Raw genomic sequence first — 22,813 nt, forward strand, 5'->3', positions numbered from 1 at the left:
CTCTTATTTTTTCAGTTTTTGGGGACGTTGATAATTTGCTTTTTCAAACTGTTTTGATCGTTCGACAGCTAAACTATGGTCAGCCACATCTCGGGTTAAGGTTGACCCCGCACCTGTGGTCGCACCTTGACCAATCTTGATGGGTGCAACCAGTGAGTTATTGGTTCCGATAAACACATTGTCTTCAATAATCGTACGGTGTTTATTGGCACCATCATAGTTACAGGTAATGGTACCTGCACCAATATTACAGCCTACACCAATCTCGGCATCACCTAAATAAGTGAAGTGATTGGCTTTAGATCCTAGACCAATTGTTGAGTTTTTAATTTCAACAAAATTGCCGATATGGACATCATTGGCAAGGTTGGCACCTGGACGTAGACGGGCGAAAGGGCCGATCTGGGCGTTTTCACCGACTATAGCATTTTCAAAAATGCTATAGGCCTGAACTTTGGTACCCGCAGCAATACGGGTATTCTTTAAAATACAGCCTGCACCAAGATGTACGTTATCGCCAAGCTCACAGTCACCTTCAATAATGACATTGACATCGATTTGCACATCTTGACCACATTGCAGGCTGCCACGTAAATCAAAGCGATTTGGGTCAATCAGGTGTACACCTTGTTGCATTAATTCTTTGGCTTGCTGCTGCTGGAATTGACGCTCTAAGGTTGCAAGTTGTAAACGATCATTGACGCCTTCAACTTCGAATTCAAGCTCTGGTTGAATAGAGGCAATTTCTAAGCCATCTGCAACCGCCATTGCCACAATATCAGTCAGGTAATATTCACCTTGAACGTTATTGTTCGAGAGTTTTGGTAGCCATTGATGCAACTTGGCATTGCTGACACAATAGATTCCCGTATTAATTTCTTTGATCTGACGCTGTTCTTCATTGGCATCTTTATGTTCAACAATGGCCTGAATTTTGCCCGCTTGACGAACGATACGACCATAACCTGTTGGATTTTCGACATTCAGGGTAATCATACCAATCCCTGATTGGCTTGATGCCTCGAGCAGTTGTTCCAGTGTACTTTGACGAACCAAGGGTACATCACCGTATAAAATCAATGAGATACCATCCTGCGGCAACACAGGCAAGGTCATCTGCACAGCATGGCCTGTGCCAAGTTGTTCAGCCTGTTCAACCCATTCAATTTGTTCCGCTGCAAAGCTTTGCTTGACCAAATCGCCACCATGTCCATAAATGGTAATGATGTTTTGGGCATGTAGTTTTTTTGCTGTTTGAATGACATGTCCAAGCAACGGACGGCCTGCGAGGGGTTGTAATACTTTTGGTAGTTGTGAACGCATTCGCGTTCCTTTCCCTGCTGCAAGAATAATAACAGTTGTTGACATAACTAACTCTAAATGGCTTAAGTCAAAGGTAAGAGTGGAGAATAAAAATACACAGCGCTGCCCAGAGGCCAGCGATGATGTCATCAAGCATAATTCCTAAGCCGCCAGAGACTTTTTGGTCTGCCCAGCTGATTGGAAATGGCTTCCAGACATCAAATATACGGAATAAAACGAAGCCCGCAATGACCCATGGCCAGTTCATCTGCCCTAAGTAAAGCAAAGGAAGGAGGGTAATTGATTGTCCCGCAAATTCATCCCACACAATACGTCCGTCATCATGCACATTGATGACTTTTGCGGTATGGCCACAAATATAAATGCCAATCACAGACATTAAAATGACCACCACCAAGCTGGCGGATAAACCAAGATATAACCAGAAGGGAATAAACAGCAATGCAAAGGCTGAACCAAAGGTTCCAGGGGCTTTAGGAGCTAAACCCGAGCCAAACCCGACACCACAGAAAACGATGAAACGGTCTAGCCAGCTCATTTGGCTAAATTGAATGGGAGGCTTATGCAAAGTGTTGGTATCCATGAACATGTAATGGGGTAATTTCACCCATATACTCAAATAACAATCCTGTTTTTGGGGTAATTTCGCCGATTATTGTAAGCGGAACATCTAATTGTTGTCGCGACAGTTGTTTAAAGTTTTGCGGTGATATTGTAAAGCATAATTCGTAATCGTCACCACCTGCGAGTGCATAATGCCAAGCCTGTTGCAGATCCAGTTGTTTGAGCGAGGGATCGAGGGGAAGTTGATCAAGCTGTAGTTTGGCACCGACATGAGAGGCTTTTAAAATATGTCCGAGATCTTGGGCAAGTCCATCTGATACATCAATCATACTTGATGCCAATCCCTTTAGCTGTTGGCCGAGCTGGCAACGTGGTGTTGGGTAATCTAAGCGTTGTTGTAAGGCATGCCCCAAATGCTGCAATCCAAAGGCGGCATCACCAATTTGTCCACTGACACAGATATAGTCACCCACCTGAGCGCCTGCACGGGTAATGGCCTGACCTTGTTCAATCCAGCCTAAAGCGGTCACACTAATGCTGAGTTGAGTGCTTTGAGTGGTATCTCCGCCAATCAGACTCACAGCAAATTGATCGCAGCAATCAAATAAACCCTGACTAAAGCCAGTCAACCAGTCATGATCAATACTGGGCAGGCTAAGCGCCAGTAAAATACTGTGGGGTTTTGCTCCCATTGCCGCCAAGTCAGATAAATTGACAGCCACACTTTTCCAGCCAATTGCATGGGCAGCGGTATCTAGGGGGAAATGTCGTCCAGCAACCAGCGTATCTGCACAGATCACCAATTGTTGTAAGGGCGGGGGAGTAACGATGGCTGAGTCATCGCCGATACCCAAGCTCACATCGGAATTGGATGCTCGCTGAAAGTAACGCTCGATAATTGAAAACTCAGCCATGTAACACAAGCCTATTATTTTGCTTGTTGTTTTTCAGCTTCACGAAGCTTCGATGAAAGACGGTCTAATACACCATTGATGTATTTATGACTATCTGCACCACCAAAGTGTTTAGCTAGCTCAATCGCTTCATCAAGTACAACGCGGTACGGAACTTCGAGGTGATCTCGGAGTTCATAGGCACCTAATCGTAAAGTGGCAAGTTCTACGCCATCCAGGGCATTTAACTCACGGTCAAGTACAGGGATGAGTAACTCATCTAAAGCTTCATGTTGAGCAACCACTTGAGTGAGCAATTCATGGTAATAGTTAAGGTCAACTTTGTGCATGGCATTTTCAACACGGGTACGTGCTTCAATTTCATGGACTGGGTTATGACTCATTTGCCATTCATAAATCCCTTGTACAGCAAAACGACGTGCTTTGCGTTTCGCTGCATAAGCGGCCTGAAGTGTTTGCGACATGCTTTAAATTGCCTTTAATAAGTTAACCATTTCGATTGCAGTCAATGCAGCTTCGCTACCTTTGTTACCTGCTTTCGTACCAGAACGTTCAATTGCTTGTTCAATACTGTCTGTGGTTAAGACACCATTGATCACCGGCATTGTGCTTTCAAGTGCAACCACACCTAAACCTTTTGCACATTCGCCTGCAACAAAATCAAAATGTGGTGTGCTACCACGAATCACTGCACCTAAAGCAATGATGGCATCAAATTTATTTGATGCAGCAAGTTTTTTTGCAACGATTGGCAGTTCCCATGCACCAGGTGCATGAATCACGGTAATCGCGTCTTCTGCAACACCATGACGTTTTAAGGTGTCGATTGCACCTTCGAGTAAATGTTCAACCACGAAGCTGTTGAAACGACCGACTAAGATCGCATAACGACCTTCGCTTGCGAGATGTAATAAACCTTCAATTCGGCGAATTGCCATAGCAACCTCGATTATTTTGCTGTGATTTGATCGGCAGTGATGTATTCCACTACCTCTAAATTAAATCCGGATAAGGCATTGAAGCGAAGCGGCGAGCTGAGCAGCTTCATCTTCTCAACACCTAAATCACGTAGAATCTGTGCACCGACACCAATCGTCTGGTATTGATGGGATAATGCTGCATTGGATTTCAGCGGTTTTGGCTGATTTAAGCTATTCAGTGCAGGCCCTAAATCTTCCAGATGATCCTGACCAATCCACACCAACACACCACGATCACTTGCTGCAATGGTTTTCATTGCATGATCTAAATTCCAGGCAGATGAACCATCGGCTTTATTGAGTTTTAATAAGTCACGAATTGGGCTGAAACCATGAACACGGACCGTGGTCACCCCTTGCTTTGGGTCACCTTTCACCAACGCCACATGAATGTCTGGATTACCGATTTCACGGTATTTATACAGTTCAAATGCGCCGTATTCGGTTTCAATGCTTTCTTGAGACAGACGTTCAACGGTTTGTTCATTGGTCATGCGGTAATGAATCAGATCCGCAATAGTGCCAATTTTTAAGCCATGTTTTTCTGCAAATACTTCTAAATCAGGACGACGCGCCATGGTGCCATCATCGTTAATAATTTCACAGATCACAGAGGCAGGTTCTAAACCCGCTAGGCGGGTTAAGTCACAGCCTGCTTCAGTATGACCTGCACGATGCAATACACCGCCAGGTTGTGCCATCAAAGGAAAGATATGACCTGGTTGCACGATATCACTTGGTTTGGCATGTGCAGCAACCGCAGTGCGAATGGTATGCGCACGTTCAGCTGCTGAAATCCCTGTGCTGATTCCTTCCGCAGCTTCAATGGAGAGCGTAAAGTTGGTCGCGTGTTGTGCGCCATTTTGATCAACCATCAATGGCAAGTTGAGCTGTTTGCAACGGTCACGACTCAGTGTTAGGCAGACCAGTCCGCGTGCATGGGTGATCATGAAGTTAATATCTTCTGGACGAACATGCGTTGCAGCGATGACTAAATCACCTTCATTTTCACGATCTTCATCATCCATGAGGATGACCATTTTGCCTGCACGAATATCTGCGACAAGCTCTTCAACACGACTCAGCGGCATTCGCTTTCACCTTTGATGTTGCCTTTTCAGGCACTAGTATTCGATAAATCTGGCATAGTTTACCGCATTTTAAAAAATTTCGCCTGTGCTTCTTTAGCAATAAAAAAGACAGGGGCGCCAAATTTCAAAGCAACACTTTAGCCTGCAAAGGCATTTCGTGTTGTGCAGATGGTGATTACCCCAGTAGAGCATTAATATTTGGGTGCTGAGAAAAAATACAAGGCTTTGTATTGAGACAAAGCCTTGTATTTTTAATCACTCAACTGTGGAGCTAGAAGAAGTCAAGCCGAGGCTTATTCAAACTCTGTGGAAGCTCTGGTTTTTTTACCCATTAAAATTTCAGTGCGTAAAGTTTGAGCCAGCGTTGCACATTCTTCATTCATGCCGTTAATCATGAACGCATGACGGGTCATAATATTGCTCGGGTTTGGCATTGCCACCAATTCATAGTTGTTCTGAATCGTTTTCAGTTGCTCATGGTTTAAATGCAAAGCAGCTTCTTTGGCATGTAAATGCTGTGCCAAACGTTTTGCGGCTTCAAGTGCATCTAATTGCATGGCATCGACAGCACTGGCAACAGCCCCGCGGGTTTGCAAGGCAAAACGTTTATCTTCACGATAACGTTTATACAGTACATCGGCCAGGAGTTGGAAAACAGCACCGACCATCATTAGACACTCAAGTGCATGGGCTTTTTCCGAAGTGGTGGCCAAGCTTGCACCGTCGGCATTAAATTCTTGTACCACCTGAATTTGGGCAGCATCAATTTGATAATGCTTGGCACACAGATCAATACTTTTGTCCAAGAACAGTTGGCACAGTTTGAAATAAGGCACAGAAACAGATTGGTTGACACTGTTGAGCAACTGCTTAGGGTCATAAAACTGGATATTAAGTGCCAAAGCCTGATCGTCCAGCGTGATTGGCTCAACTGGATTTTTTTCAATACGGGGTTTGGCTTGGGCTTTTGCCTGTTGTTGCGCTTGGGCAACTAAAGTCACTGCATTCTGTTTTTCAAGTGCGAGTGCTTGAGTGAGGCGTTGAATCTCATGTTTGAGATGATTTTCCTGATTGATTTTTGCAAGGTATTCACTGCGGGTTGGGCGCGCAATAGCACGATAAGCCAACCAAATCAGACCATGAATAAATAAAGAAACTAAAATAGCCAGCCATTGAGTCCGTAGGATTTCACCGATGCTCGGTTGGATTAAGGTGATTTCAACTGTACCTACTTTTTTTTCATTTTGCAGTGCATCGCGCACAAACACTTCACCTTGGCGGGTTTTGGCCATACCGCTGGTTGCCAGTACTTGTTTATTGGCATCCAAAATGCGAATGGATGCAACACTTGGGTTGGTTGCATAGCGATTGGCCACCAATGCCAATGAAACGGTATTGGCTGGTTCCAATTCGGAAAGCGTATCTGCCACTAACTGACTGGTCATCAGCTGGCCTTGGCTGGCGCGATTTTCATTGAGTTGATGTGTCGTTGCAATCACCAATAAAAAGGTATGCAATGCAAAACTTACGATCAGTAGGCTAGCAAATAGCCCTTGGCGAGGCGCATTCAAGTTAAACTTCCAAGGCAAATAGATTCATGGGTTATGTTATGATTCTTACAATAGTTGTCGCTCAACCACGAGTCAATTCATGCGAGAAATCATTCTTATATCCTTTCTAGGACCAGATCAACCGAATCAGTTTACTCGATTAATGCAAGTACTATCCGTACATTCTTTGCAAATACTCGATGTAGGTCAGGCCGTTATCCATAATCAACTTACCCTTGGGATTGTTGTTGCTTCGGATAATGAGACTGCAACTGCATTAGCAATGAAAGAGATTCTGATTTTAGCACATGATATTGGCTTAACTGTGCGATTTAAACCAATCTCCAACGCAGAATATGATCAATGGGTGAGTGAAGGTGGACGAACACGCTATATCGTCACCGCACTGGCGCCTGAACTGACGGCTGCACATTTGCAAGCCGTCACTCAAATTGTTTCAGGTCAAGGATTCAATATTGAAACGGTTACGCGATTATCGGGTCGTTTAGAGCTTGATGTTGAAACTGCATTCCCACGCCGTGCCTGTGTACAATTTGGTCTGAGTGGACAGATGCTCGATGCACAAGCCATGCGAGCGGCCTGCCTCAGTTTATCGGGTGAACTCAATATTGATGTGGCGGTACAAGAAGATAATGCCTATCGCCGCAATCGTCGTTTAGTTTGCTTTGATATGGATTCGACCTTGATTGAGCAAGAAGTGATTGATGAGCTGGCATTAGAAGCAGGCGTGGGGGCTCAGGTCGCTGAAATCACTGAACGTGCGATGTTGGGTGAGCTTGATTTTCAGCAAAGTTTCCGTGCCCGTGTTGCGTTGCTCAAGGGTCTAGATGCATCGGTTTTACCTAAAATTGCAGAACGTCTAACGGTGACTGAAGGGGCGGAGCGTCTGATTTCAACGCTGAAAGCATTGGGTTATAAAACCGCAATCCTGTCCGGTGGTTTCCAGTATTTTGCGGAGTATTTACAAGCCAAATTGGGAATTGATGAAGTCCATGCCAACATTCTGGATGTCGAAAACGGTGTGGTGACAGGTGAGGTCAAAGGTGCAATTGTAGATGGTGCACGTAAGGCTGAACTCCTGCGTCAATTGGCCGAGAAGATGGGCATTTCACTTGAGCAGGCCATGGCCGTTGGTGATGGTGCCAATGATTTGCCAATGCTCTCAATTGCAGGTTTAGGCGTTGCGTTCCGTGCCAAACCGCTGGTTCGTCAAAATGCCAATCAAGCGATTTCAAGTGTGGGTTTAGATGGTGTTTTGTATTTGTTGGGTATGCATGACAAAGATTTAAATCGCGCTTAAAACCATGATTCATGTATTAAATAAGGCCGCTTTTTAAAGCGGCCTTATTGATTTTCAGGACGTCACTATTCCGTCATATTTATGTCTAAATGTATAGAAAAACAACAATAAAAAAATCTGAAAAAGTTTTTAGGGCATAAAACAACGATATTTTTTTGTAATGACACGCCGCAATTGATGCTATATGGAGATTGAGGACTTTTGTAATTTTAAAAAATGTAATGACAAAAGCATATTGCGACAGCTTATGTCGTAAGGTTAATTTCAGGCTCTTCTTTTCTAAAAAAAACCCTCCATAATGCATAAAGACGTTAATGCAACACCAAGTACTGTTTGAGATTACAGAACAAAATAGAGGTCTGAACACAATTGCAGACCACCCTTTTTTAGACGGAGGTTTCTATGGAAGCAGCGAATTTCACCATGTTGGTTGGATTTGGCTTAATCGCTGTCGCAATTATTGCTGTTTTCTTTTCTCCTTATCGTCGTTGGTTAGGTTTTATGTTGGCGGGTATGTTGTGCTGGGGACTGTTAGAGGTGGTACGCTTTGGTGCGCAAACCATATTCGATATGTCCGTGGCCTATAGTTATCTGACTGCCTTGAGCCTCGCGATGATGACGGTTACATTTATTCTTTTACGTGAAGATAAACAAGCACAAAAGCAATTGGCAAATCGCCAGTATATTGAACATACACCTGTATATAAGGATGATCAGCAACAATGTTCTAGCCGATAAATCATAATAATTTGAACAGCAAAAAAGGCATGCTCAGCATGCCTTTTTTGTATTAATTTTCTGCAACAAAGCTTTTACAGACAACTCTACAATTGTGCTAGGATACTGTTGTCTTAATTTTCATCATTATACTGTAGGCATAATTGTCATGAAGCTTTCTTCTTTACCTGTGGTTAAGTTACCTATCGTTGATGTCAGCACTGATCCACTTGATTTGTTGGTGGCAGGTTTGGCGCTACGGATGAAGCAATTGGCACGTACAAGTCCGAAGTTTATTGAATTGGTGCATGATCGTGAATTTCGTATTCAAATTGGTACAGATTTAGGTTTTGCACGTCAGATTATTGTGAATCATGGCAAAATTGATACCGTTGCAGGCAGCCCGCAACAAGCAGATTTCATTTTGCAATTTGCTTCAAGTGAGCAAGGTGTCAAGACTCTCATTAAGGGTGACCCCACTGCATTTATGACGGGGATGCAAGATGGCAGTATCAAAATGGAAGGTGACTTTAGCTTATTGGTTTGGTTTAACCAAGCGGCAAAATTGATTCCACCCAAAGTGCCAAAACCGGTAAAAGAGAAAATTCGTCAGGCACGTGCATTTATTAAAGAAAAAACTGGCAAATAATAAAAGAGCTGTAATCAAAAAACTCCCTCTCGGGAGTTTTTTTATGTTTTATGATTATTCAACTTCCAGATTAAACGTCACCGGGCCATCATTGATTAAATGAACTTTCATATCGGCCGCAAAAATACCTGTTTGTACCTGATTGAACTGTTGACGGGCATAGTCAACCAGTTGCTCATATAAGGCTTGCGCCTCGGCAGGTGGCATTGCGGGGCCAAAGTCTGGTCGCAAGCCTTTCTGGGTTTGAGCCATTAGGGTAAATTGTGAGACCAGTAGCAGGCCACCATTGGCTTGGCTGAGGTTCCAGCCCATTTTGCCTTGCTCATCATCAAAAATCCGATATTTCAGAATCTTATCAATCAGTTTTTGGCCTTTTTCAAGGTTATCTTCTTTACCTAAGCCTAAAAACACCAAGAGGCCGTGTTGGATCTCACCTGTAGTTTGGCCCTCAACGACAACTTTGGCTTCGAGGACACGTTGAATTAATGCACGCATAGAAAAGTGAAAATTTGTCTGGTAGAGATGTCGCAGTCTAGCAGATTCAGCGGCTTTACATCGAGCTTGAAAAATGAGGAGATTTTCCATGATCTTATTTTTCGATTTGTTTTATTAAAATTATCTTTTTATCTATTGTTAAAATCTTTGTATAGTTGCCGTGCAGGAAAGGTATTTAGATTTTTGGATTTAACAGTATGTTTAAGCGAACATTTTTATTCACAATAATGGCGGCAATGCTCGGCACAGCGTATGCAGCTCCTTTAACAAAAGACAATGGTGCACCTGTTGGTGACAATCAAAACTCAATGACAGCGGGTGCCAATGGTGCAACCTTGTTGCAAGATGTTCAGCTGATTCAGAAGTTGCAACGTTTCGGCCGTGAACGTATCCCAGAACGTGTGGTGCATGCCCGTGGTACAGGGGTTTATGGTGATTTTGTGGCGACCAAAGATCTTTCTGATCTGACCGTTGCTTCTATGTTTAAAGCAGGAACAACCACTCCCGTATTTGTTCGGTTCTCGACCGTGATTCATCCTAAAGGTTCGCCAGAAACCGCGCGTGACCCGCATGGTTTTGCCGTGAAATTCTATACTCAACAGGGGAATTGGGATTTGGTCGGGAATAACCTCCCTGTGTTCTTTATCCGTGATGCGATCAAGTTTCCAGACTTTGTCCATGCGATGAAGCCTGATCCGGTCACCAACGTTCAAGATCCGAACCGAATTTTTGATTTCTTAAAGAGTCAGCCGTGGTCGATTAATATGTTGACCTATGTCTATTCCAATTTGGGGACACCAGAAAGTTACCGTACCCTAGATGGTTTTGGCGTACATGCATTTAAGCTTTATAACGATAAAGGTGAATATAAATACGTCAAATTTAACTGGCGTTCTAAACAAGGCGTGAAAGGTCTAAACTTAGATCAGGTCAAAGAAGTACAAGGTCGTGACTGGAGTCATTTGACCAATGATATGTACCAAACCATTTATGCAGGTAACTATCCAAAATGGGATCTGTATATTCAGGTACTTGATCCCAAAGACCTCGATAAATTTGATTTCAACCCATTAGATGCAACCAAAATCTGGCCGAATGATCTGGTGCCTGAAGTCAAAGTCGGAACCTTAACCCTGAATCGTATGCCAAAGAACTTCTTTCAGGAAACTGAGCAATCTGCGTTTGCTCCAGGCAATTTGATCCCGGGTATTGAGCCATCGGAAGATCGTTTACTGCAAGGTCGTGTCTTCTCTTACTCGGATACACAGTTATATCGCCTAGGCGCCAATCATCAGCAAATTCCTGTAAATCGCCCTCGTGTCGCGGTGAATAACAATAATCAGGAAGGGGCGATGAACATGGGACAGACTGAGTCGCATGTCAATTATGAGCCAAGTACGATTGAACCAAAGCCTTCAACTGAGAGTGCACGTGCGGTTGCTACACCTTTACAAGGAACAGTGATGCAGCATGCGATTCAAAAACAGCAGCCATTTAAACAGGCGGGCGAGTTATATCGGAGTTATTCGGCAACGGAAAAGAATGACTTGATTCGTAACCTGACTGCGGATTTAGGCCAAGTTAAGGATATGGAAACCAAGACCATCATGCTGTCTTACTTCTATAAGGCAGACGCCGACTATGGAACGCGTTTAGCCAAGTCGCTCAATGTTAACCTTAAAAATGTGCAGGCCAAAGCAGCACAATTGCAAGACCAATAATACGTTGAGCATGTGGTAACAGGTGCCATCATTGTTACCCCCAGCAAGTCCTGTAACCTCAATCGCCTTTCCTGCACCTAGGGTGAGTGTTACAGGCACTCCTTTTTAAATTCAGAGGATGTTGTGATGATTGGTTTAAGAGCGACAGTCTGTGCAATTTGTATCGTGTGCAGTAGTTTATCCATCTCGAGTTATGCGAACCCAGCATCGACTACGGTAAACGGCTCAGAAGAGGTGATTGAGCTGTTCTTTTCAGCAGCAAAAGTGGGCAATACTGAAGTTTTACAAGAATTTTTAAAGCATGGCTTTCCAATTGATATCCAAGATCACTCAGGTTACACCGCATTGATGATGGCGAGTTATTACGGACAGAAAGAGGCGGTTCAGCTGTTGCTGGATCAAAATGCCAATCGCTGTCTTCGGGATAAGCGAGGACATACGGCATTGATGGGAGCCATTGTCAAAGCTGAATGGAGCATTGCCAAGCAATTGCGTCGGGTGGATTGTGATACTCATGCTGTGAAAACAGGTCAACTGACCGCTGAGCAGTTTGCGATTGAGTTTGGGCAACTGAAACAGTTGCAGGAAATCCAGCCTGCTAGTTCGGAGTGAGCTAGGATATTGCTTAACTATTTGAATTTAAAAAGACTCCAGGCAAGATTATGACAAGAACAATAACCATCGTCGTAGACAGCCTCATTTCTGGCTAAAAGTATGCTTTAATGCTTGAAATAGAATAGATCCTAAGTCAGTCATGTCTACACCCATTATTCAATCTTTGCTGGATACCGACTTATATAAATTCACCATGTTACAGGTGGTGTTGCATCAGTTTCCGCAAACACATAGTGTTTATTTATTTCGTTGCCGCAATTTAGAAGACACGGTTTATCCCTTAGTTGATATTTTAGATGACTTGAATCAGCAACTGGATTTGCTCTGTGAACTGCGCTTTGCAGAAGATGAATTACAATACCTGCGTTCATTGCGTTTTATTAAAAGTGATTTTGTTGATTACCTCGAATTATTCCAGTTAAAACGTCGTTTTATTCAGGCCAGTATTGATGAGGCTGGACGCTTGGATATCCGAATTGAAGGCCCTATGGTTCAGGCGATGATGTTTGAAATCTTTGTCTTGGCCATCGTCAATGAATTATATTTCCGTCGTATCCGTAGCGATGAGGTTTTGGCCGAGGGTGAACGCCGTCTGCAACAAAAACTGTTGCAGTTACAACATTATGCCCAAGAACAACAAGATAAAGAGCCACCCTTTTTAGTGTCTGACTTTGGCACACGCCGTCGTTATAGTTTTGCATGGCAGAAACATGTGGTCCAAGCCTTTCAGGCTGTTGCACCGAAAGTCTTTCGCGGCACCAGTAATGTATTACTGGCCAAGCAATTGGGGATTAGTCCGATTGGTACCATGGCACATGAATTCCTACAGGCTTTTCAGGCACTTGATGTGCGTTTGCGTAATTTCCAAAAAGCTGCTTTGGAAGCATGGGTACAAGAATATCGCGGTGATTTGGGCATTGCTCTGACCGATGTGGTCGGTATGGATGCCTTCCTGCGTGATTTCGATTTGTATTTTGCCAAGTTGTTTGATGGCTTACGTCATGACAGTGGCGACCCGTATGAATGGGGTGATAAGGCGTATGCGCATTATCGCAAACTCAAGATTGATACCAAGACCAAGATGTTGACCTTTAGTGATGGTCTGAATTTGGAAAAAGCCTGGTTATTGCATCAATATTTTAAAGATCGTTTCCAAGTGAGTTTTGGGATTGGTACCAATTTAACCAACGATATGGGGCAGAAGCCTTTGAATATTGTGTTGAAACTGGTGGAGTGTAATCGTCAGTCGGTGGCGAAAATTTCGGATAGTCCAGGGAAGACCATGACCGATAATGATACTTTCTTGGCGTATTTGCGTCAGGTGTTTGAGATTGAAGAAACAAGTGAGACTTTATAACTTTAATTCGATACGCGTAAACGTCATCCACAACCTGCGTGATATAAGCAAGAAACCTTTTTTGCGATATAGCTAAATAGATGAAAGAAGTGAACAGGTTTTGTGGATGACAATGGTTTTGCCTACTTTTGTCGAAACAAAAGTAGGTCGAGCCGAAGGCTTATCCCGAAATAGGATGAGAACACAGTAAGACTCTGTAATGAAAATTCAATTATTTAACTTCGCTATATCTTCTTTTCTGCTAAACGAATGCAAAAAATCAGACAAAGATAAAAAGTCGGCTATGCTAAAATCACCCCCAATGCGGATGATAAAACAGCATAACAATGACTGACGTAGATTTTAAACTGGGTTTACTGATTGAGCCTGAACAATTGGTGCCTTATTTAGGCAGCGAATTGATTCGAATTGTCGATTTAAGCCGAGCATCGGTGTATGAACAACTGCATATCCCTCATGCAATGCATTTACAACCTAAATTTCTGGTTGCACAACAAGAACAAGCCAGTGGGGTATTGCCTGATTTAGCAGGTTTACAGGCTTTAATCGAGAAGCTGAATATTTCACCTCAGCATCATGTCGTGGTTTATGACGATGAAGGTGGCGCATGGGCAGGGCGTTTAATCTGGAACTTACATTGCCTTGGTTTTAATCGAACCAGTTTGATTAATGGTGGGATTCATGGCTGGTTGGGGGCAGGTTTGCCGACTACGGCTGAAGTCGACCCCGTAAAACCTGTTGCAGATCTGTTCCTGATCGATTTAGACACGGTACAGCAGCATCGCATTGAATATCACGAATTGTTACAACAGGTCGAACAGGACAATATTCAGCTCTGGGATTGCCGTACCAACGAGGAATATACAGGCTTGCGCTTGGCTGCGCGACGCGGCGGTCACATCCCAAATGCACTGCATTTTGAATGGAGTACTGCCCTAAACCGTGAAAATCATCTAAAATTACACCCGCTTGAACGCACACAACAACGCTTAGAACAATTAGGCTTTAATTTACAACAACCTGTGGTGGTGTATTGTCAGTCTCATCACCGTTCTGGCTTGGCGTATATTTTGGCAAGATTGCTCAACTGGCAAGTGAGAGCCTACGATGGTGCGTGGAGTGAATGGGGCAATCGCCTCGATAGTCCTATTATTTCAGGGGAGTCACCGTCTTGAGTTTTGCAGCAGATTTAAAAAAACAACTCTTTATCAAAGCACAGAATCTTGTGCCGCAACATCAACTGAGTCGTGTTGTCGGTAAGGTTGCCGCAAGTGAAAATGTCTTGGTAAAAACTGCTGTGATTCAGGCATTCAAAGCAAAATATGGCATTGATATGAGTATTGCGGCGCAAAGCAATGCACTGCAATATAAGTCATTTAATGAATTTTTTACCCGTGCGTTAAAAGAGGGGATCCGTGGAATTGACGAACAAGCGGATAGCATTGTTTGTCCTGCGGATGGTGCGATTTCACAGCTCGGTAAAATTGAAGCGGGTGATATTTTTCAAGCTAAGGGTCAAAGCTTTTCAGTCGAAAAATTGATTGGTGATCCACAGTTAGCGAAGCCTTTCCAAGAGGGTCAATTTGCAACCGTGTATTTATCACCAAAAGATTATCACCGCGTCCATATGCCTTTGGCGGGCACATTGACTGAAACTTTATATATTCCGGGTGAGTTGTTCTCAGTTAACCAAACCACGGCTGAAAACGTACCAGGTTTATTTGCACGCAATGAGCGTATGGTGTGTTTATTTGATACCGAACTGGGTCGTATGGCGGTGGTTTTAGTTGGCGCCATGATTGTGGCGGGTATTGAAACGGTTGCCACAGGCAAAGTAAAACCATCTGGCAAAGTTGAATTGCAGCATCACCAAATGAAATTGGAGAAAGGTGCCGAGTTAGGTCGTTTCTACCTAGGTTCAACCGCTGTGGTTTTATTTGAAAAAGATAAAATGGTCTGGGAAGAGCAGTTTAAAGCCAATTCGACGGTGGTGATGGGTGAGCGTTTAGGTCATTCGGTTTAATTTAGATGTGATTTTAAAAAGCTCTTTAAAATTTAAAGAGTTTTTTACGTATTTCGCATAAGGCGTATTATGTTAATTTTAGAAAAATTAAATTTAATATTCCAAAGTGATGTTCTCTCATACATATCCTCATCTAAAGATATTATGGCTAAAATACGTTTACCTCTACCATTCACCAGATTTCAAGATCCAGATTAACTACTATTCTGAAAACCTTTAAGAATATGTTATTAATTTAGATAGGTGTTTGAATTTATTAATAATAAGGATGATTATGTCAAAAGATAGTACAGTTTTCGATGTTTTTGAACAATGTGTTTTAGCTATTCAAAATGGTGAGTTGATTGAAGCAATTTCTTCAAAAGATAAAGAATTTCATTTCCAAAACTGGTTTCAAAAACGCCTTGAAAACTTAGGTATCTACTTTGAAGGATCTGGAAGAAATACTTATCCTGATTTCTGTTTAGTGAATAAAGCTGAAGGTTTTGAAATTAAAGGACTTGCCTGGCCAGGTCGTGAACGTGACTACGACTCAAATAGTCAAGTGCCTACAGGTTTCCATAATGGCCGTACTATATTTTATGTATTTGGCCGTTATCCTGCAGACCTTTCAGATTATTCTGTCGGTGATAGTAATCAAAAACAGTATCCAGTTGTTGATTTAGTCATATGTCATGGTGACTTCTTAAATGCAGATCATAATTACGTCCACAAAAATAAAAATGTTAAAGGATTCGGTACTTATGGCGACATTATGATTCGTGATCGGAAAATGTATGTTGCTCCGACACCTTTTGCTTTAACAGAAGGTACTACCGGATTAATAACTTTAATTTTACCAGAAGACTTTGGAACAGATATTCGATACCAAGAGGTCGGACAACTTACTAGAGTTGAAGCAAATTCCTTAGTGGTAGGCTATAACTTCGATTTGCGTACAAATGACTTAGTGGCAGAAAGATGTGTGAATCCTAAAGGAAAAACTGAACACAAATTTATTGCATATCGCTTATATAGCCAAACTGATAAACCAGTTCTTATGGCAGATAAATCATCTTTAGTAAAAGATGATAAGAAGTTGCTTAGTAAATGATAGATGTTGCAAAAACAATGCAGGATACAGAAACAACAGCTCTAGAAGGTCAATTTCCTCTAGTTGAAATTAGTCAGATTGCTGAACAAGAGAGTTGGCGTAAAGAAATTAATCGCCCGATTTACCATATTCATAAATGGTGGGCTACTCGCTTAGGTTCAGTCTTTCGTGCTATCACAATAGGTGCTTTAACTCCTCCAGGAACTAATATTTGGGAAGAGTTTTATAAGACTCATAATTTAAAGGATAAAGTGGTTTTAGATCCTTTTATGGGTAGTGGAACTTCTCTTGGAGAGGCATTAAAGCTTGGTGCAAAGGCTATTGGTAATGATATTAACCCCATCAGCACTTTTTTAGTTCGTCAAGCGTTCACACCAGCTGCTGAAGCAGATTTACATGCTGCATTTGAATACTTAGAGCAAACAGTAGCTCCTAAAATTCGACACTATTATCAAACTCGAGATCCATTAACTGGTGAAAAAATCCCTGTTCTATATTACTTTTGGGTTAAAACAGTAACGACTCCTGATAATGAAGTAATTCCGCTATTTTCACGTTATGTTTTTTCGCAAGATGCTTATCCGAAAAAAAAACCAAAAGCTCAAATTGTCTGCCCTAGTTGCTGGGAAGTACTAGAAGATAGATATGACTCGACTGAATTATGTTGTAAAAGTTGTGCGTATATTTTCAACCCACAAAAAGGTCCTGCTAGTGGTCAGAACATAACGGCAAAGGATGGAACAAAATATAAAGTTAAAGATTTAATACCTAAGAATTCTCCTCCAAAGCAACGTATGTATGCATTAATGGCTTTGCGTAAGGACGGTTCAAAAATCTATTTAAAAGCTACTCCAGAAGACTTTGATTTATATGATGAAGCTGAAAAAAGACTAAATATAGAAAGCCTTCCACTACCTCAAACAGAGGTTCGTCCTGGTCATAATACAGACCAAGCACGAGGTTATAACTATATTAAATGGCGTGATTTTTTTAACTCTCGTCAACTGCTTTGCTTGGGATTACTCTTACAGGAAATCTTAAATATAAAAGATCAAATAATTCAGGAGCAGATCCTTTGTCTATTCTCCAGTACATTGGAATTCAACAACCTTTTCTGTAGTTTTAAAGGTGAGGGAACTGGTGCTGTCCGCCATATGTTTTCAAACCATATATTAAAGCCTGAGCGCACCCCACTAGAGAATTCCATTTGGGGAACTAATCGAAGCAGTGGGACATTCAGTACTTTATTCGAATCTCGATTATTACGAGCTAAACGTTACTTAGATACTCCCTTTGACATAGAGTTTAAATATGACATGTTTGGTGAGCGGATAGGCTCTAATAAAGTTATCGTAAGTAATCCAATTACAGCTCAGCGTGTAGAAAACTGGGAAGAATTAAAGCGTCAAGAACATGGAGTACTAATTCTGAACGGAGATAGTTCAAAACTGCCATTACCAAAAAAAACTGTAGATGCAGTTATTACTGATCCACCATATTTTGACTTTGTACATTATTCTGAACTGAGTGATTTCTTCTTTGCCTGGTTGTCTCCCGTTTTACGTGATCGTTATGACTGGATGTCATCTATAGATTCATCTCATCCAGGAGAAGTTCAGCACAATGACCCAAGGATATTTTCAAATCAATTATCTTCGGTATTTAGTGAAGCTTGTCGTGTTCTAAAAGATGAAGGAATCCTTGCATTTAGTTTTCATCATTCACGTGCTGAAGGATGGGCCGCAATCTATGAAGCTATAAATAAAGCTGGTTTAGCTATTGTTACAGCACATGCAGTTCATGCTGAGCAACGTTCTGCTAGCCCTAAAACTTCAGCTAAAGAGCCTATCAGTATTGATGCAATTCTTGTTTGTCGTAAAAAAAGATTTGCTACAAATAACTTTGTTACTGTGCCAGAACTAAACACTATTATCGAAAAAACTTCAGCTCAACTCCAAAATGGGGGAATGAAAATTTCAAATAATGACAAATTTGTTATCAGTGCTGCTCAAACCTTAATTTCCTATGCTACTCATGACTTAAGCTATGATGAAATTAAAAAGCATTTAGAAGATGTAAGAATGCTATTTAATAGTTAAGTAATCATTTTATATAGGGAAAATGTATTTATTATTTTCCCTATATAACCCGAATCGCGGATAAGAAATTGACTTGAAAAATAAGAGGACTAGAGCCATCAGTTGAGTTACCACACCAAACTCACAACTCTAGTCCTGATGTTCAATAGTACCGAATTATTCTGCGTAATTGATGATTTTTTTCTTAAATTTGAATCAACTTATTGGGAGTTTCTCAAACAAAACTGTGGTTCCTTAAGAATCAGAACTGCTCAACTCAAAATTTCAGAAATCTGCTTTATTGCCATTTGGTACAAATGCTCTCATTTCAATAATTTCAAAGCCTTTTTCACCTGGTTAAAAGAAGATAAAAGCCATTTATTTAAGTACTTGCCTTGCTATCAAAGGATGATTCATCTGATCAATATGCACCAATTGGCCCTACACGCTTTACATGTGGCGCTGATGAAAGACCAAACTACACAATATTTATGGATTGATTCAACAACTCTGCCAGTTTGTAAAAATCAACGGATTCAGCGTCATAAATCATTAGTCCAAATTGCATCACGTGGTAGAAGCTCAATGGGCTGGTTTTATGGCTGTAAATTACATATTGCGATGAATCAATTTGGTGAAATTGCCTGTTCTGCTTTATCGAATGGACATGTTGCTGACATAAAAATGGTTGAGCAATTGGTTGCTGGTATAGAAGCAAAACTTTACGGGGATCGAGGTTACATCAGCCAAGAATTAAAAATCAGATTGAAAGATCAAGGTATTGATTTAATTACTTATCATCGAAAGAATATGCAGGCTATTCAACTCTGTGCATCAGATGAATATCACCTAAGACAACGCAATAAGATAGAAACATTATTCAGTTTATTGAAGGGGCAATACAATTTAGTGACGAGTAAAGCACGTAGTATTCATGGATTTCTTGGAGGAATTTATGCCTCGCTATGCGCATATCAATTAACCCATCAAAATAAGCCAACAATTCAAATTAAGGAATCATCGGCTTAAGCAGGATCCGGGTTATATAAACTATTTAACATAATGAGCGTTATGAGAAACTCGCTTAAAAAATATAAATTAAATCAATAGTTTATTTTTTCAAACATACTAAAAAAAACAGCAAAGATCCGAATTAGATACAAGCAGGCCCTTTTTTGAGCAGTTTTGATATATTTTGCCAAGCTCTAACCTTATCTGTACGTTTTTGCTTACAGCAATTCAGGGCAATGTCCCATTTTCAACCTAAGCTGAATTGCCTAAGATCAACTCATCAGGAACAGGAAGTTCCAAAACATAAAACAAGAATGATAAGTTTGCGCATCAGGATGTGAGATATGACAGGAGTTGTATCTAGTGAAAGGAATACGAAAAAGCCCGACAGGATGTCGGGCTTTTTTCATTTGAGCTAAAACTCAGTAAGTTTTTAAGTTCATCTGCTTGGAACTGTAATAGGCATGAATCGCGTCTGCACAGCTATTAATGATCGGGTCTTCATCTTTTTTCCAGATGAGTTTTACTTCGCTAAGTGTGTTTTTATCTTGAAGGGGAATCAGTCTGACATCGCTCGGCAAAATTACTTTAAATTCTTCAGGCACAATACAAATGCCAAAGCCATTGGCGACCAGTTCCAATTGAGACCTTTTTCTTGAATAAATTCGGGTTCTTTTTGGACTAAAACCATTCACCAAACATAAATTGGCTGCCAAATAACTTAAACCACCACGTGCTTTATGCGGAACAGAGACAAAATTTAAGGACGCCAACTCACGGATCGAGATACTTTCTTTTTCACTTAAAAATGGATCTGAAATATGGGCAGCGACATATAAAGGTGCGGTATATAAACTGATGGTATTGACGTCATTTAAATTGTGATAAATCGGCGGTCGAATAAAGCCCAGATCTATACTGCCATTCAATAAATATTCGAGCTGTAATTCAGAGGATAGGGTATTCATTTCGATATCAATGTTATGACGATCACAAAGCTGTTCAAAAATTTCCAGCTTGCTTTGATCCAACACAATACTGCTGGAATGGGCAATTTTAATGATTCGATCTTCACCTCGACTGATACTTTGGGCGCTGACAATGGAACTTTTTAAATGATCAATATTGCTTTTTAAACTTTTATACAGTGCTTCACCTGCAGGTGTGAGTCTAATTTTCTTTTCAGATCGATCAAAAATTTCAAAACCGATTTCTTCTTCTAAATTTTTAATTTGTCTGCTCAGGGCAGATTGAGCAATAAACAACTTCTCCGAGGCAGCAATAAAGCCCCCAGTTTCTACAATCGTGATTAGATAATTAAATTGTTTGAAGGTCCACATATCTCAAAATTAGATCAGTGCTTGTTTTTTCTATATTAGATGAGATGAGAGAAATCTTATACCTTTTTTATAGATCCTTGATTCAGGTCGCTGACGATGACAATGAGAAATAAGATTTTGACCTTGATTGCTGCTGTAGTGATTTGTCTACTGGCACAAAGCTATGATCACTATATGGGCGTAATGAAGACAGAACAGACTATTGATTTATGGGGAGATTGATACATTCACGAGACTTATATCGCTATTCTGAGTTACTTTTTTAAATGATGAGCAGCTCAGTGATGTACGCTTTTTCTTACATCGATTAGGGGCAATGTCCCATTTTCAGCCAAGGCAGAATTGCCTAATATGAACTCATCAGGAACAGGACGTTCCAAAACATAAAACAAGAATGATAAGTTTGTGCATCAGGACGTGAGATATGACAGGAGTTGTATCTAGTGAAAGGAATACGAAAAAGCCCGACTTGGATGTCGGGCTTTTTTTATGTGAGATTGATTTGTTTTTCCCACAGTTCAATCAAGCATTGCATGGATTTGCTCAAAGGTTTATATGCTGGCCAAATGGCATGAATCGGCATATCTAGTCCATTGGTGGTATCGAGAAAGGCCAAGCGTACCAGACTCTGTTTGGCAAAATGTGCTTGTACTACGGAGAGGGGGAAATTGCCCCAACCGAGCCCTTGTTCCACCATATCAATGGCTATAGATAAATTATCGCTATACCAGCATGAATCTGAGACCAGTACTCGACTATCAGGCAGTGGATAATGTTTACTGGCTACAATAATTTGTCTGAGTTCAGACAGCATGGTGAGTTCATTCTTATTCTGGGCTTTGAGCTGTTGTGCATCTTTGGGTGAAACCGCCGCGACAAATTGTTCCATGCCCAATAAACGAAAGCGTTCATTATTATCGAGTTGCGATGAACTATAGGCAATATACAGATCAATCTCGTTATTGTGCAATCGTGTCTTGAGCTCCTGTTGCGGGGCACTGACCATTTCAATATTGAGTAAGGGATAGCGTTGAATTAACTGTTCAATTCCTGCCAATAGAAACTTTTGATTGACATCCGCGGCAATCCCAATGCAGAGATTGGTTTCCAGACCCGTTGAAAGCTCGGTCAGATGCAGGTCAAGCTGACGCAACTTGGTCAGAATTAACCGGGCATGCGGTTCGATCGAGAGTGCAACTTCGGTGGGGGCAAGATGATTTTTACTGCGTTCAAATAATTTTAAATTCAACTCTGCTTCGAGATTGGCAATCGACATACTGACGGCTGAAGGCACACGATTCAAGGCACGTGCCGCTGCGGAAAAATTACCTCGGTCAATAATCTCAAGAATCAATTCGAGTTGTTCACGACTGAGCTTCATGGTTACTTCCTTGTCAGTAGAGCTGATAACGATTGACTTTTTTTATCAAATTTAAAGCGTAAAATCCACTCATTATTGATTTCAAGGTGTGGTTATGCAAGGAACCAAGAGAAGAGTCACCTACGTGTTTTTCTATGAAGTGTTCAGCTTTTTTATCTGTGCGATGGTGTTAGCCGTGCTTTCAGGCACCACTATGAGTCATACAGGGCCGTTATCAATCTTGATTGCGGTGATCGCAGTGACGGTGAATTTCTTTTATAACGCTGTATTTGAGATGTGGGAAAAGCAGCAGAGCTCTAAGAAACGTACGGTACTCAGACGTGTGGCACATGCGATTGGTTTTCAAATTGTCTTGGTGATGATTTTGATTCCCCTCATTGCCTGGTGGATGCAGATCAGTTTGCTGAAAGCTTTCTTGCTGGATTTTAGCTTGATGCTGCTAATTCCATGTTATACCTTTGTTTATAATTACTTTTTTGACCATATTTTTGGTTTACCCAGCCATTTGCTTGAGCCGACAGCGCTGAATGCTAAAACCAGTTCTTGATGTGCTAGCTGATGGTTAAAATGATAAAAAAGAGTAGATAAAA

23 protein-coding genes are annotated in these 22,813 nt (G+C 41.4%); 13 read left to right on the top strand and 10 right to left on the bottom strand.

Going from position 1 to position 22,813, the window contains the following annotated elements; translation table 11 throughout:
• Positions 1-3 precede the first annotated feature (3 nt).
• From glmU to NQU59_RS03815, 7 genes are all read right to left on the bottom strand, one after another.
• Complete coding sequence (gene glmU, locus NQU59_RS03785) at positions 4-1,368, bottom strand: bifunctional UDP-N-acetylglucosamine diphosphorylase/glucosamine-1-phosphate N-acetyltransferase GlmU (protein WP_257065104.1); 1,365 nt, start codon at positions 1,366-1,368, stop codon at positions 4-6.
• 22 nt (positions 1,369-1,390) lie between these two features.
• Complete coding sequence (locus NQU59_RS03790; RefSeq protein WP_257065105.1) at positions 1,391-1,906, bottom strand: phosphatidylglycerophosphatase A family protein; 516 nt, start codon at positions 1,904-1,906, stop codon at positions 1,391-1,393.
• Positions 1,884-2,801, bottom strand: coding sequence for a thiamine-phosphate kinase (gene thiL / locus NQU59_RS03795; protein WP_257065106.1), 918 nt, complete (start codon positions 2,799-2,801; stop codon positions 1,884-1,886). The genes NQU59_RS03790 and thiL overlap by 23 nt, the downstream gene beginning before the upstream one ends.
• 14 nt (positions 2,802-2,815) lie before the next feature.
• On the bottom strand, positions 2,816-3,265 hold the full coding sequence (gene nusB, locus NQU59_RS03800; protein ID WP_004657014.1) for a transcription antitermination factor NusB: 450 nt from the start codon (positions 3,263-3,265) through the stop codon (positions 2,816-2,818).
• A gap of 3 nt (positions 3,266-3,268) precedes the next feature.
• On the bottom strand, positions 3,269-3,739 hold the full coding sequence (gene ribH / locus NQU59_RS03805) for a 6,7-dimethyl-8-ribityllumazine synthase (RefSeq protein ID WP_004637206.1): 471 nt from the start codon (positions 3,737-3,739) through the stop codon (positions 3,269-3,271).
• Positions 3,740-3,750: 11 nt separating this feature from the next.
• A complete protein-coding gene (ribBA, locus tag NQU59_RS03810; RefSeq protein ID WP_005238032.1) occupies positions 3,751-4,872 on the bottom strand; it encodes a bifunctional 3,4-dihydroxy-2-butanone-4-phosphate synthase/GTP cyclohydrolase II in 1,122 nt (373 codons plus the stop codon).
• A gap of 293 nt (positions 4,873-5,165) precedes the next feature.
• Positions 5,166-6,461 (bottom strand): hypothetical protein, encoded by a 1,296-nt coding sequence (locus NQU59_RS03815; RefSeq protein ID WP_171057842.1) that lies wholly within the window; start codon positions 6,459-6,461, stop codon positions 5,166-5,168.
• 61 nt (positions 6,462-6,522) lie between these two features.
• Between NQU59_RS03815 and serB the strand changes: the two genes are divergently transcribed.
• The 3 genes from serB to NQU59_RS03830 all read left to right on the top strand — a co-directional run bounded on the left by serB (position 6,523) and on the right by NQU59_RS03830 (position 9,109).
• Positions 6,523-7,743, top strand: coding sequence for a phosphoserine phosphatase SerB (gene serB / locus NQU59_RS03820; protein WP_257065107.1), 1,221 nt, complete (start codon positions 6,523-6,525; stop codon positions 7,741-7,743).
• Between the two features lie 402 nt (positions 7,744-8,145).
• Complete coding sequence (gene aciT, locus NQU59_RS03825) at positions 8,146-8,481, top strand: ciprofloxacin tolerance protein AciT (RefSeq protein WP_005238035.1); 336 nt, start codon at positions 8,146-8,148, stop codon at positions 8,479-8,481.
• A gap of 148 nt (positions 8,482-8,629) precedes the next feature.
• Positions 8,630-9,109 carry a hypothetical protein gene (locus NQU59_RS03830; RefSeq protein WP_005238037.1) on the top strand — a complete coding sequence of 160 codons (480 nt, stop codon included), beginning with the start codon at positions 8,630-8,632 and terminating at the stop codon, positions 9,107-9,109.
• 54 nt (positions 9,110-9,163) lie between these two features.
• On the opposite strand, the gene dtd is transcribed toward NQU59_RS03830, so the two are convergent.
• Positions 9,164-9,604 (bottom strand): D-aminoacyl-tRNA deacylase, encoded by a 441-nt coding sequence (gene dtd / locus NQU59_RS03835; RefSeq protein ID WP_010589860.1) that lies wholly within the window; start codon positions 9,602-9,604, stop codon positions 9,164-9,166.
• Positions 9,605-9,801: 197 nt separating this feature from the next.
• Here dtd and NQU59_RS03840 point away from each other — a divergent pair, with 197 nt between their 5' ends.
• From NQU59_RS03840 to NQU59_RS03875, 8 genes are all read left to right on the top strand, one after another.
• Positions 9,802-11,325, top strand: a complete 1,524-nt coding sequence (locus NQU59_RS03840; RefSeq protein WP_257065110.1) for a catalase — start codon at positions 9,802-9,804, stop codon at positions 11,323-11,325.
• A gap of 126 nt (positions 11,326-11,451) precedes the next feature.
• Complete coding sequence (locus NQU59_RS03845; RefSeq protein ID WP_257065111.1) at positions 11,452-11,937, top strand: ankyrin repeat domain-containing protein; 486 nt, start codon at positions 11,452-11,454, stop codon at positions 11,935-11,937.
• Positions 11,938-12,079: 142 nt separating this feature from the next.
• A complete protein-coding gene (pncB, locus tag NQU59_RS03850) occupies positions 12,080-13,297 on the top strand; it encodes a nicotinate phosphoribosyltransferase (protein ID WP_257065114.1) in 1,218 nt (405 codons plus the stop codon).
• Positions 13,298-13,623: 326 nt separating this feature from the next.
• Positions 13,624-14,472 (top strand): sulfurtransferase, encoded by an 849-nt coding sequence (locus NQU59_RS03855; RefSeq protein WP_257065115.1) that lies wholly within the window; start codon positions 13,624-13,626, stop codon positions 14,470-14,472.
• Entirely contained in the window at positions 14,469-15,320 is an 852-nt protein-coding gene (gene asd / locus NQU59_RS03860) for an archaetidylserine decarboxylase (RefSeq protein ID WP_257065116.1), read from the top strand. Before NQU59_RS03855 ends, asd begins: the two co-directional genes overlap by 4 nt.
• A 274-nt stretch (positions 15,321-15,594) precedes the next feature.
• Entirely contained in the window at positions 15,595-16,413 is an 819-nt protein-coding gene (locus NQU59_RS03865; protein ID WP_257065117.1) for a hypothetical protein, read from the top strand.
• The gene (locus NQU59_RS03870; protein WP_257065118.1) at positions 16,410-18,512 is read left to right on the top strand and encodes a DNA methyltransferase; all 2,103 of its coding nucleotides are present in this window, start codon (positions 16,410-16,412) and stop codon (positions 18,510-18,512) included. The genes NQU59_RS03865 and NQU59_RS03870 overlap by 4 nt, the downstream gene beginning before the upstream one ends.
• A 138-nt stretch (positions 18,513-18,650) precedes the next feature.
• Positions 18,651-19,520 carry an IS982 family transposase gene (locus NQU59_RS03875; protein ID WP_161419859.1) on the top strand — a complete coding sequence of 290 codons (870 nt, stop codon included), beginning with the start codon at positions 18,651-18,653 and terminating at the stop codon, positions 19,518-19,520.
• Between the two features lie 404 nt (positions 19,521-19,924).
• Here NQU59_RS03875 and NQU59_RS03880 read toward each other — a convergent pair whose 3' ends face one another.
• Entirely contained in the window at positions 19,925-20,842 is a 918-nt protein-coding gene (locus tag NQU59_RS03880) for a LysR family transcriptional regulator (protein ID WP_257065119.1), read from the bottom strand.
• Between the two features lie 96 nt (positions 20,843-20,938).
• Between NQU59_RS03880 and NQU59_RS03885 the strand changes: the two genes are divergently transcribed.
• Positions 20,939-21,064, top strand: coding sequence for a hypothetical protein (locus tag NQU59_RS03885; RefSeq protein WP_016651291.1), 126 nt, complete (start codon positions 20,939-20,941; stop codon positions 21,062-21,064).
• A gap of 265 nt (positions 21,065-21,329) precedes the next feature.
• Here NQU59_RS03885 and NQU59_RS03890 read toward each other — a convergent pair whose 3' ends face one another.
• Positions 21,330-22,223, bottom strand: coding sequence for a LysR family transcriptional regulator (locus NQU59_RS03890; protein WP_257065120.1), 894 nt, complete (start codon positions 22,221-22,223; stop codon positions 21,330-21,332).
• A 94-nt stretch (positions 22,224-22,317) separates the two neighbouring features.
• Between NQU59_RS03890 and NQU59_RS03895 the strand changes: the two genes are divergently transcribed.
• Positions 22,318-22,770, top strand: a complete 453-nt coding sequence (locus NQU59_RS03895) for a PACE efflux transporter (RefSeq protein ID WP_257065121.1) — start codon at positions 22,318-22,320, stop codon at positions 22,768-22,770.
• The last annotated feature ends 43 nt before the right edge of the window (positions 22,771-22,813 follow it).

It is taken from the genome of Acinetobacter colistiniresistens, from assembly GCF_024582815.1.
Lineage (GTDB): Bacteria > Pseudomonadota > Gammaproteobacteria > Pseudomonadales > Moraxellaceae > Acinetobacter.